This window comes from Longilinea arvoryzae, from assembly GCF_001050235.1.
In the GTDB taxonomy this organism is placed as follows: domain Bacteria; phylum Chloroflexota; class Anaerolineae; order Anaerolineales; family Anaerolineaceae; genus Longilinea; species Longilinea arvoryzae.
Genome location: NZ_DF967972.1, coordinates 1848266 through 1859526, shown reverse-complemented (window position 1 = coordinate 1859526; position 11261 = coordinate 1848266). Strand labels below are relative to the sequence as shown.

The 11261-nt window shown below is 62.8% G+C and carries 8 protein-coding genes; 7 read left to right on the top strand and 1 reads right to left on the bottom strand.

Going from position 1 to position 11261, the window contains the following annotated elements:
* The 7 genes from LARV_RS08240 to LARV_RS08210 all read left to right on the top strand — a co-directional run.
* A partial coding sequence (locus tag LARV_RS08240; RefSeq protein ID WP_075073187.1) for a C39 family peptidase occupies window positions 1-1022 on the top strand: 1022 nt, incomplete at its 5' end.
* Between the two features lie 13 nt (window positions 1023-1035).
* Window positions 1036-2274, top strand: a complete 1239-nt coding sequence (locus tag LARV_RS08235) for a metallophosphoesterase family protein (protein ID WP_075073186.1) — start codon at window positions 1036-1038, stop codon at window positions 2272-2274.
* 10 nt (window positions 2275-2284) lie between these two features.
* A complete protein-coding gene (locus LARV_RS08230; RefSeq protein WP_075073185.1) occupies window positions 2285-3655 on the top strand; it encodes a hemolysin family protein in 1371 nt (456 codons plus the stop codon).
* A 1-nt stretch (window position 3656) separates the two neighbouring features.
* Window positions 3657-6218 (top strand): AAA family ATPase, encoded by a 2562-nt coding sequence (locus LARV_RS08225; RefSeq protein WP_075073184.1) that lies wholly within the window; start codon window positions 3657-3659, stop codon window positions 6216-6218.
* Window positions 6215-7303 carry a glycosyltransferase gene (locus LARV_RS08220; protein WP_075073183.1) on the top strand — a complete coding sequence of 363 codons (1089 nt, stop codon included), beginning with the start codon at window positions 6215-6217 and terminating at the stop codon, window positions 7301-7303. The genes LARV_RS08225 and LARV_RS08220 overlap by 4 nt, the downstream gene beginning before the upstream one ends.
* Window positions 7304-7305: 2 nt before the next feature.
* On the top strand, window positions 7306-8508 hold the full coding sequence (locus tag LARV_RS08215; RefSeq protein WP_075073182.1) for a glycosyltransferase family 4 protein: 1203 nt from the start codon (window positions 7306-7308) through the stop codon (window positions 8506-8508).
* 58 nt (window positions 8509-8566) lie between these two features.
* On the top strand, window positions 8567-9505 hold the full coding sequence (locus LARV_RS08210) for an ADP-ribosylglycohydrolase family protein (RefSeq protein ID WP_075073181.1): 939 nt from the start codon (window positions 8567-8569) through the stop codon (window positions 9503-9505).
* A gap of 196 nt (window positions 9506-9701) precedes the next feature.
* Here the strand turns inward: LARV_RS08210 and LARV_RS08205 are convergent, their stop codons facing one another.
* Window positions 9702-11120, bottom strand: coding sequence for a TolB family protein (locus LARV_RS08205; RefSeq protein WP_075073180.1), 1419 nt, complete (start codon window positions 11118-11120; stop codon window positions 9702-9704).
* Window positions 11121-11261: the final 141 nt, after the last annotated feature.

Sequence of the window (11261 nt, the reverse complement as noted above, 5' to 3'; positions counted from 1 at the left end):
CCCCCACCGCCACACCGCTGCCCGCTTCCGTGCGGCTGGATGGGGTCGTCTACCAGACCCAGCACGGTTATTTCAATTACTGCGCGCCCGCCAACCTGTTCATGGCCCTGAGCTACTGGGGCTGGCAGGGCAAGGTGACCGATCTGGGGCCCGCGTTGAAGCCGTTCGCCAAAGACAAGAACGTCATGCCATACGAACTGGTGGATTACGTGAACACCAACACCAACCTCAAGGCGATCGAACGCGTGGGCGGCGATCCGGATCTGCTCAAACGCATGCTGGCGGCCGGTTATCCGGTCCTGATCGAAAAAGGCTTCCGCACACGCGACCTGAATGGGCGCATCAGCTGGATGGGCCATTACAACGTGATCACCGGCTATGATGACGCCAAACAGGTCTTCATCGTGCAGGATTCGTATATTAAAGAGAACAACGAAGTCACCTACGATCAACTCGGCGAGGAATGGCTTTCATTTAATTACCTTTATATCCTCGTCTACCCCGCCGACAAGGAACCCGAAGTGCTGGGACTGCTGGGTAACGCCGCGGATGAGAACGCCAACCTGCGCGCAGCGTTGGAGAAATCGTCCACGCAGATTTATCAGACCCAGGGCGTCGACCAGTTCTTCGCCTGGTTCAACTACGGCACCAATCTGGTCTCATTGCAGGATTACACCGGCGCGGCCCAGGCGTATGATCAGGCGCTGACCCTCTACAACCAGCTTCCCGATGACCTCTCGACGCGCCCCTACCGCATCCTGTGGTACGAAACCGGGCCGTTTTTCGCCTACTATTACACCGGGCGTTACACGGATGTCGTTCAACTGGCCACGAACAATTCCATCGCCCAGGTCAAGGACGATGAACCCGCCCTGGAAGAGAGTTTCTACTGGCGGGCCATGGCGCGCGTAGCCCTGGGTGAAACCGGCGGCGCCGTCGATGACGTTCAATCCTGCCTCAAATACCACGAAGGTTTTTCGCCCTGCGTCGCGCTGGCGCAGCAACTGGGAGTCCAACCCTAACGGGGGGGTCACTTTGAAAATCGTTCACTTCGCCGACGCCCACATCGATATGGTCAGCCAGGGAAAGCGCGACCCGGCCAGCGGCCTGCCCATCCGGGTACTGGATTTCCTCAAAGCGTTGGATACCATCGTCGACACGGCCATCGACGAACGCGCCGATCTGGTGCTGTTCGCCGGGGATGCTTATCGCGACCGGACTCCGGTGCCCACCTTTCAACGCGAGTTCGGCAAGCGCATCATGCGCCTCTCGGCGGCCAGGGTGCCCACCCTGCTGCTGGTGGGCAATCACGATCTCTCGCCGGCTTATGGGCGCGCCCACGCCCTGCAGGAGTTCGAGACCCTGCAGGTGCCCTTCGTGCATGTCTCGTCGCAGCCCGAGTTGCTCGGCCCGGCCGAACTCTTCGATGTGCCCCTGCAGGTCATCTCCCTGCCCTGGATCACCCGGTCGGGCATCATGAGCACCCAGGAACTGAGCGGCGAAGAAACCAAAGGCGTCTTCCGTGAACTGGAGACGCGGATCGATCAATTGGTGGCCCTGTTCATTCAGGAAGCGCGCGGCGATCTGCCGCTGATCCTGGCGGCGCATGCATCAGTCCAGGGCGCCCGCTACGGCGGCGAGCGCAGCGTCATGCTGGGAAACGACCTGGTGCTTTCGGGTTCGCTGATGCGAAATCCCCGCTTCGCCTACGTAGCGTTGGGGCACATTCACAAGGCGCAAGACCTGAACGAGGGCAGCCAGCCGCCGGTGGTCTACCCCGGATCCATCGAGCGGGTCGATTTTGGGGAAGCCGACGATGAAAAGTGCTTTGTCATCGTCCATGTCGATAACAACCAGGAAACCCGGGTGGAGTGGCGCAAGCTGCCCGGCCGGCGCTTCATCGACCGCAGTGTCCGGGTCGAGAGCGCCGACGAGCTGATGCCGGCCTGTCAGGCGGCCCTGCCGGATCCCGAAGAAATGCGGGACGCCATCGTGCGCCTCACGGTAATCTACCCGCGCGAGTACGAATCCATGCTGGATGAAGCCGAACTGCGTCGCAGGGCTGAAACCGCCTTTGAATTTCACTTCCTGCGCCGCCCTCAACTCGAAAACCGCGTCCGCCTGGCCGGCGATCAGACCATCAGCAGCCTGTCTGCGCTGGAACTGCTCAACCTGTACTGGAAAAGCATGCACATCGAGCCTGCTGAAGCCGGGGATTTGCAGAAATTAGCCGCCGAACTGGTCAGCGTTGCCGGACAGACTTCAACGGATTGAGTAGGATGCCATGGCTCAAACTTTGATTGAAATTCTGATCATCTTTCTGCTGTTGCTCCTCAACGGCGTCTTCTCCATGACCGAACTCGCGATGGTTTCGGCGCACAAGGTTCGCCTTCAACAGCGCGCCGATGAAGGCGAGAACGCCGCCCAGGAAGCCCTGGACCTGGCTGAGAATCCCAACCGGTTGCTTTCCACCATTCAAATCGGCATCACCCTCATCGGCGTCCTGACCGGCGCCCTGGGCGGGGCCACCCTGGCCGAACGCCTGACGCGGGTGCTTATTCAGGTGGCGTGGCTCGCCCCGTACGCCAGCGGCGTGGCGGTGGCCGTCGTGGTCATCCTGACCACGTACTTCTCGCTGGTCATCGGCGAGCTCATTCCCAAACGCCTGGCGATGAACAACCCGGATAAGATCGCCGTCGCGGTCGCGCACCCCATGCGCTTTCTTTCGCGCCTGACCGCGCCGCTGGTGGCGCTGTTGAGCGCCTCCACCGAAGCCGGTTTGCGCCTGCTGGGTGTCCGCCCGTCCGGAGAGCCGCCTGTAACGGAAGAAGAGATCAAGGTATTGATGGAGCAGGGCACCCAGGTGGGCGTTTTCAAAGCCGCCGAACAGGACATGGTCGAAAGCGTCTTCCGCCTGGGTGAACGCTACATCGACGCCATCATGACCCCGCGCACCGAGATCGAATGGCTGGACCTGGATGAGTCCTATGAAGATCTCCTGCGCCAGGTATTGGAAAGCCGCCATTCCCGCTTCCCAGTCGCGTCCGGTGGGCTGGATAACGTGGTCGGCATCTTGCGGGCGCGCGATTTGCTCATCTACAACGCCCAGGCGGGCAACGCCCAGACGGGCAACGCCCAGAAAGCCCATGCTCAAACCGGTGACGACCAGGACGAAAAGGCCGCCATCCAGGAACTGATGTCGCCGCCGCTCTTCGTGCCCGACAGCATGGCCGCGCTGAAAGTGCTGGAGATGATCAAGAGTTCCGGCGTGCACGTGGCGCTGGTCATCGACGAATACGGCGGGCTGCTCGGCATGGTCACGCTGTATGATATTCTGGCTGCCATCGTTGGCGAGATTCCCACCCAGGGCGAGGCCGAAGAGCCTGAGATCATCCAGCGCGAAGACGGCTCCTGGCTGTTGGATGGCCTGCTGGCCATCGATGAGTTAAAGGATTTGCTCGACCTCTCAGAGCTGCCGGACGAGGAGCACGTTGGCTACCAGACCCTGGGCGGTTTTATCATGAATCAAATCGGCTCCATACCCGCCGCGGGCCAACACTTCGAGTGGGGCGACTACCGCTTCGAGGTAATGGACATGGATGAGCGGCGCGTGGATAAAGTCCTGGTCAGCCCGGTCGAGAAGAAGAACCTTTGACATGATCCCAGTCTCACTCCAGATATCCGGTTTTCTCTCCTACAACCAATCCGTCACGATCGACTTCACCCAGTTCGATCTGGCCTGCATCTCCGGTGCCAACGGAGCCGGCAAGTCCTCACTGCTGGACGCCATCACCTGGGCCCTGTTCGGCGAAGCGCGCCGTCACGATGACGCCATCATCAACAGCCGCAGCAAATCCGCCGAGGTCATCCTCATATTCGATTACGAGGGGCATCGCTACCGTATCCAACGCGCCAAGACCGCCAACAAGGCCACCCTTCTGGAGTTCACCGTGCAGGACGACGGCAAATGGCGCCCGCTCACCGAACATTCGGTGCGCGAAACCGAAGAGCGCATCGTCCAGACGCTGCGCATGGATTACGAGACCTTTACCAACGCTTCCTTTTTCCTGCAGGGCCGCGCCGACCAGTTCGCCCAGCAGCGGCCTGGCGACCGCAAGCGCATTCTGGCCAGTATCCTGGGTCTGGAAGTGTGGGACAGTTATCGCGACGCAGCCGCTGAACGGCGCAAGCGCCAGGAAAGCGAACTGGCCATCATCGATGCCCAGTTGGAAGAGATCAATACCGAGTTGAGTGAGGAAGACCAGCGCCGCAAGAACCTGCGCCAGTTCGAAGAACAGCTCGCCCAGGCCGGCCAGCTTCGGAAGAGTATGGAAGAGTCCCTCGGTTCACTGCGCCGGCTGGCCGATTCGCTCGCCCAGCAGAAGAATATGGTCGACCTGTTGCAGAACCAGGTCGTCTCGGCCCGCCAGCGCCTTCAGGCAAACGCGGATCAATTGTCCGAACGGCGCGAAGAGCACGCCGCCAACCAGGCCCAGGTGGCCGCCGCCGCAGAAATCGAAGCCGATTTCAAACGCTGGCAGGAACTGCAGGCCGAACTGGGACGTCGCGATTCACAGGCGGCCAATTTCAACCAGTACCAGCAGCAGCGCTCCGGGCCGGTGACCGCCATCCAGACCGAACGCGCCCGCCTGGAACAGGAATCCGCCGGGCTGCTGACTCAACAGGGCCAGATCGAGGAAATCCAACAGGCCCTCCCCGGGCTGGACGAACAACTGGATGCCAGCGAGCAATGCGCGCAGGCCCTATCCGAAAGGCTCGACCGGCGCGGCGAGCTGGAAGAGCAGCGCCAGCAGCGCATCCAGCAGCAGGCTGACGCCCAATCCGAAAACAAGCGTCTGCGAGAAGAGATGCGGCTGCTTCGCGAGCGGATCGACCGGCTCGCGGAATCCAGCGGAGCCGCCTGCCCGCTGTGCGGCCAGCCGCTCAGCCCGGACGACCGCCTGGCCTTGATCGCCGATCTCGAATGCCAGGGCAAGGAAATGGGCGATCGCTTCCGCCAGAATCAGCATCTGGTGACCGAAAACGACGCCCTGCTGGCTGAGTTCACCGCCGAGGTGAATGCGCTGCGTCAGGTCGAGGCCGACCTGCGCAAACAGCAGGCCCAGCACGCCGCGCTGCAAACTCTGCGCGAACAAAACGCCGGGCGGATCGACGAATGGCAGTCCGGCGGCGCCAGACGTTTGTCGGAACTGAAGCGGATTCTGGAAGAGGAAGACTATGCGCATGAGGCTCGCGCCGAACTGGCCGGCGTCGATGCCGCCTTGCGCGAGCTGGGCTATGACGCCGCCGCCCACGACGAGCTGCGCCGCGAAGAATCCGCCGCCCGCGCCAGCCAGGAACGCCTGCGCAAACTGGAAGCCGCCCGCGCCGCCCTGGCACCCCTCGAACGCCAGATCGCCGGCCTGGAAAAACAGGTCGCGGCCGACGAAAAAGAGGTCACGGCCGCTGAAGCAAAATTTAACGAAGCCGACGGCCAATATCGCAAGGCCGCGGCCGCACTGCCCGACCTGAACGGCGCCGAAGACCAGGTGCGGGATCAGAAGGAACGCGAAAATCAGCTCCGCATGCAGGTGGGTATGGCCCATCAGCAGGTGGAAGTGCTCAAATCGGTGCGCGCCCGCCAGAAGAATCTCCGCGCCCAACGCGAAGACGCCACCCGCCAGATCGGCCAGCTCAGGCAGTTGGAACGCGCCTTTGGCAAGGACGGCGTGCCGGCCCTGTTGATCGAACAGGCCCTGCCGGAGATCGAGGCCCAGGCCAACGAAATCCTCGACCGGCTGAGCGCGGGCAGCATGTCGGTGCGCTTCGCCACCCAGCGCGATTACAAGGACAAGAACCGCGACGACAAGAAAGAGACGCTGGATATTCTGATCAGCGACACGGCCGGCACGCGCGAGTACGAAATGTTCTCGGGCGGCGAGGCCTTCCGGGTCAATTTCGCCATCCGCCTGGCGCTCAGCCGGGTGCTGGCCCAGCGCGCCGGCGCACGCCTGCAAACCCTGGTGATCGACGAAGGCTTCGGCAGTCAGGATGCCGACGGACGCCAGCGCCTCATCGAAGCCATCAACTCGGTCAGCCACGATTTTGCCAAGATTCTGGTCATTACCCACATGGAAGAGCTCAAGGACTACTTCCCGGCGCGCATCGAGATCGAAAAAACGGATTCGGGTTCCAGCGCGAAGGTCGTGGCGCCATGAGCATCCCGGTGCGCCTGGGCCTGGTGCAGCGGGTTCTGCCCGCCTACCGTGCGACGCTCTTCGACGCCCTGGCCAAAGACTGCCCGGACGGCCTGAGCGTTTTCGCCGGCCAATCCCGCCCCGAAGAAATGATCGAAAGCGGCGCGGGCCTGCAAATTGCCCGCCGGTTCCAGGCCCGCAACCTTCACCTGCCCTTCCACCTGTGCTGGCAGGCCGGCCTGATGAGCTGGTTGAATTCCTGGCAGCCGCAGGTGATCATCGTCGAGGCCAATCCGCGCTATTTGCATACTCCGGCGGCCGTGGGTTGGATGCACGCCCGCAGCCGCAAGGTGATCGGCTGGGGACTGGGCGCTCCAGGCCCGCAGACCGGGCTGCGCGGAGCAATCCGCCGGCGTTTCCTGAGCCAGTTCGACGCGTTGTTGACCTACAGCCAGCAGGGCGCCGCCGAATACCGTGCCGCGGGGTTCCCGGCGGATCGAATCTTTGTCGCGCCCAACGCCGCCACACCCCGACCCGTCAATCCGCCGCCGGTCCGCCAGGAAATCTTTGCCAACGGCCACCCGACGGTGCTCTTCGTCGGCCGGCTGCAGGCCCGAAAGCGCGTCGATGTGCTGCTGCGCGCCTGCGCCGCATTGCCCGCTTCCATCCAGCCGGCCGTGTGGATCGTCGGCGACGGCCCCGCCCGCGCCGAACTGGAAACCCTGGCCGGCCAGGTTTATCCGGCGGCGCAGTTCTTCGGCGCGCGCCACGGCGCCAGCCTGGACCCGCTTTTCGATGCCGCCGATTTGTTCGTCCTGCCGGGCACCGGCGGACTGGCCTTGCAGCAGGCCATGTCGCACGCCCTGCCGGTCATGGCCGCCCAAGCCGACGGCACGCAGGCTGATCTGGTGCGCTCCGCCAACGGCTGGCAACTCATCCCGGGCAGCCTGAACGACCTGACCCGCAGCCTGCAGCAAGCCCTCTCCGACGCGGCTCGCCTGCGCCGCATGGGGTTGGAATCCTATCGCATCGTCGCGGATGAAATCAATCTGGAACAGATGGTCAGCGTGTTCGCCCAAGCCGTTCACGCCGTTTTGGAGGGCTGAAAATGCATGTTTTTCTGGTCGCGGATGGCCGCAGCCCGATTACCCGGCGCTGGATCAACAGCCTGCTGGCCGCCGATGTTCGCGTCAGCCTGTGTTCTACTTTTGCCTGCGCGCCGGTCGAAGGCATCGCAGGGCTCCACATCCTGCCGATCGCCTTCTCCGGGCTGGCCGGCAGCCAATCCGCGAACGTCCAGCCTTCTTCGGCGCCGCGGCGAAGTCTCGTGTCACGCTTCCGCCCGCTCTTACTGAGCGCGCGCTACTGGCTGGGCCCACTCAGCCTGAAAATGCAGGTGAAAGCCTACCGAAAGCTCCTGGCGGCTGCCCAGCCCGACCTGGTGCACGCCCTGCGTATTCCCTTCGAGGGCATGTTGGCTGCCTCCACCCCGCCCGAACTGCCCCTGGCCGTCTCGATTTGGGGCAATGACCTGACCCTGCACGCCCGCGGCTCGCGGGAAATGGCCGCCGCCACCCGCCGCGCATTGCAGCGCGCGGACGCGCTGGTCGCCGATGCCGCTCGTGACCTGCGCCTGGCGGCCAATTGGGGTTTCGACCCGCACAAGCCCGAGCTGCTCGTTCCGGGCAGCGGCGGCATCGACCTGGCCGAGATCCAATCCCTGCGCGATCGGCCCCGCACCTCCAACCTGGCCGTCCCGGCCGGCGTGCCGCTGGTCGTCAATCCGCGCGGGTTCCGGCCCGGTTCGCTGCGCAACGATGTCTTTTTTCAATCCATTCCGCTGGTGCTGGAACGCCAGCCCAACGTTCATTTCGTGTGTCCATCCATGGCCGGGCAGCCCGAAGCGCTCGAATGGATCGAGCGCCTGAAAATCGCCCCGGCCGTCCACCTGCTGCCCACCCTGCCGCAGGCCCAACTCTGGGAACTCTTCCTGCGCTCGGACGTGTTCATCTCGCCCAGCGCGCACGACGGCACGCCCAATTCATTGCTCGAGGCCATGGCCTGCGGCTGCCTGCCGGTGGTCGGCGACATCGAATCGATGCGCGAATGGATCACCCCCGGCATCAACGGTCTGCTGGTCGATTCGAACCAGGCCCAGTCTTTGGCCGAAGCCGTGCTGCTGGGATTGGAAAATGCCGCCTTGCGAGCCTCGGCCGCCGGACAAAATTACCAGATCATTGCCGATCGAGCCGATGTTCACAGGGTTCGCCTGCAGGTGGTAGAATTCTATCAATCCCTGTTGCGAGCCTGATATTCGCGGGGAAGTGCACCGAAAGTTTGGTATTATTGATATCGTAGAGTATTTACCCATGACTGCTCATCCCCCCTCAACCTTACAAGACCGCATTCGCGGCGTGGCCGTCGGCGCAGCCATCGGCGACGCGTTGGGCATGCCGTTGGAATTCTGCCGCGCCACCCCAAGCGATCAACTGGTGCGCGACTTGCTTCCCGGGCGTCTGCCGGCCGGCAGTTTTACCGATGATACCGAAATGGCGCTGGCCGTTGCCGAAAGCTTGCTGGCTCGAAAACCACTCAACCCGGATGACCTGGGACAACGTTTCGTCAGTTGGTACCGGCTCGGCCCGCCCGACGTGGGGGTTTATACGTCCAGCGTACTCAGTCGCATCGCCGCCGGCGCATCCTGGGACCTGGCTGCCCAGGAAGTGCAACAGCGCCAGCCGGAATCGGCCGGTAACGGTTCACTCATGCGCAATTGGCCGATCGCCCTGGCGCATTGGAAATCCCAGGTCGAATGTCTGGCCGACAGCGTTCTGCAGAGCCGGGTGACCCATCCGCACACCGAGTGCGTGGCTGCCTGCGCCTTCGAAAGCGCCGTTCTCCTGGCGCTGCTGCACGGCGCGCGCCCGGTCGACGCGCTGGCTCGCGCCCGCCAACAGGTCGTCCTGCCGCCGGGACTGGCCGCCTTCGTCGATGAAGCCCCCCACCGTCAGCGCGAAGACCTGCGCAATACCGCCTGGGTGCGCCACACCCTGGAAAGCGCCATATGGGGTCTGCTGACCACTTCGAACTTCGAGGAAGCCGTCATTCAGGTAGCCAACCTGGGCGCCGATGCGGATACCTCGGCCGCCGTGGTGGGCGCGCTCGCCGGCGCAACTTACGGCCTGAGCGGAATTCCGCACCGCTGGGTGGAGCTGCTGCGCGGCGAATGGCCGTTGGGTTCCGGCAATATCCTGCGCGCCGCCGACTTTATCTCGCTGGCCGAAAAATTATCCGACATGGTCGTTTAAGCGGTCATCGCCGGCCTGAACATCGATCGATTCATACAGAGGGCCGGCCCGCAGGCCGGCCTCTGCTTGTTGTGGTCGACCTGCGGGCTGGCTGTATACGGCGCGCGAGTCGCCCATGAATTTTCGTATAAAACCTGTCCGCAACCAGGTTACTCTTCGCTCTTCACTCTTCGCTCTTCACTCTTCACTCTTCACCTTACTTCGCGAACTCGAACCTGGGAATTCCATTCCCGGCGGCCAGGTCGGCCAGCCACTGGTTCGAAGTGCCCACACTGCCCAGATAGAGCTTCCAGCCGGGCGGCGTGGCGCCATCGTTCTCCAGAAACAAAAACCGGTCGCCGTCCACCCAGGCCAGATCTGTCGGCGCCTGCGGCGCGCCCAATTGGATCGGCTCCTGGCCCGATTCGCCCAGGAAGGTCTGCCGCGCCGATCCCACTTCACCGTAGCGAGTCCACACAAAGCGCCGTGAATCCGTCGTCCAGGTGACCCAATTCAACGACCCGTGGGCATAGATTTCATCCGTTGCGCCGTCCAGACTGGCGATATGCAGGTCCTGCTGGCCGCCGCTGTCGGTGGCCTGGAAGTAGACCAACCATTGCAGGTCCGGCGAAATGGCTGCGGCCGGACCGAAGCCGTTCAGATGAAAATCGAGCACATGCGTCGATGTGCCGCTGGCAGCCTGAATTTCCCACACGCTGCTGGGTTCTTCCGGCTTTCCCAGGCGGTCTTCCGCCAGGATGATCACGCGCAGGCGCGAGCCGTCCGCCGACCAGACAGGTTGGGCGTAGAAAGGAGACTCGGTATACATCAGGACATTTCCGTACTTCAAAGCCGCCGGGCGGCGGTGGCTGCCGTCGCTGTTGATCAAATCGATCTGATCCGGTTTGACCAGGGCGATCTGGCTTCCATCGGGCGAATAGAAGTACATGCCCCCACCCTGCCCGGGTTCCAACAGGGTGCTCACCGCGCCGGTCGTGCCGTTTACCAGGCGCAGGTCATTGTTCATGTCCATGCCCGGCCCGTCGTACGTATTATGGGTGGTAAACACCGCCGTGTGACTGCCGGGCGCCCAACCCAACTGACTCGGGGCAACTCCGACCGCCTGATCCGGGCGCGGTAAAGCAGCGAAATCGTCCGCGCTCATCACCTGGTGTTCCTGGCTGCCATCCGTATTGATCAACCACAGGCTGTATTCGTTGAAAATATTGGCGCGCGAGAAGAAAACCTGACTGCCGTCCGGCGACAGGGCGAAATCGTTGATATCCGAACTGTCCGTCAACTGCTGTGAGCCGGCGCCGCTTTGCCAGAACCACAGGTTCGCTTGATCGTCCGTGTAGGCGATTTTTAGGTCCGTTTCCAACGCTGCGTCCGGCGGGGCAAGCGTGGGCTCGAGCGTGGCACCGCTTCCCTGCTCGGGCATGGAAACGGAGGTCGCGGTCATGGAAGGCTCCGGAGCAGGCGTTTCGATGGCGTTCAATCGAGCAGCGGAAGTTCCCGCGATCGCAGTCTGCATCGCCGAAGTTACAATTTCAGACTCGGTCGGCGGGGTGTTCGGCGTGCAGGCGGTAAAAAGCAGGAAAAGCGCGAGACAGGTCGTAAGGACACTTTTTTTCATGATGGTTGCTCCTTTGGGAAAATGCTTTCCGGGACGGCGCTCAAATCCTATTTTACACGGGATCGCTCGATAATTTGTGAGTCAAACCGCGCATTGCTTTGACTTGGATTTCACCCTACGCTATACTTATCCTTGCCTGAA

Coding starts and splice junctions, on each gene's coding strand:
- LARV_RS08230 (WP_075073185.1), top strand. CDS start 2,285: ATGGCTCAAACTTTGATTGAAATTCTGATCATCTTTCTGCTGTTGCTC.
- LARV_RS08225 (WP_075073184.1), top strand. CDS start 3,657: ATGATCCCAGTCTCACTCCAGATATCCGGTTTTCTCTCCTACAACCAA.
- LARV_RS08220 (WP_075073183.1), top strand. CDS start 6,215: ATGAGCATCCCGGTGCGCCTGGGCCTGGTGCAGCGGGTTCTGCCCGCC.
- LARV_RS08215 (WP_075073182.1), top strand. CDS start 7,306: ATGCATGTTTTTCTGGTCGCGGATGGCCGCAGCCCGATTACCCGGCGC.
- LARV_RS08210 (WP_075073181.1), top strand. CDS start 8,567: ATGACTGCTCATCCCCCCTCAACCTTACAAGACCGCATTCGCGGCGTG.
- LARV_RS08205 (WP_075073180.1), bottom strand. CDS start 11,120: ATGAAAAAAAGTGTCCTTACGACCTGTCTCGCGCTTTTCCTGCTTTTT.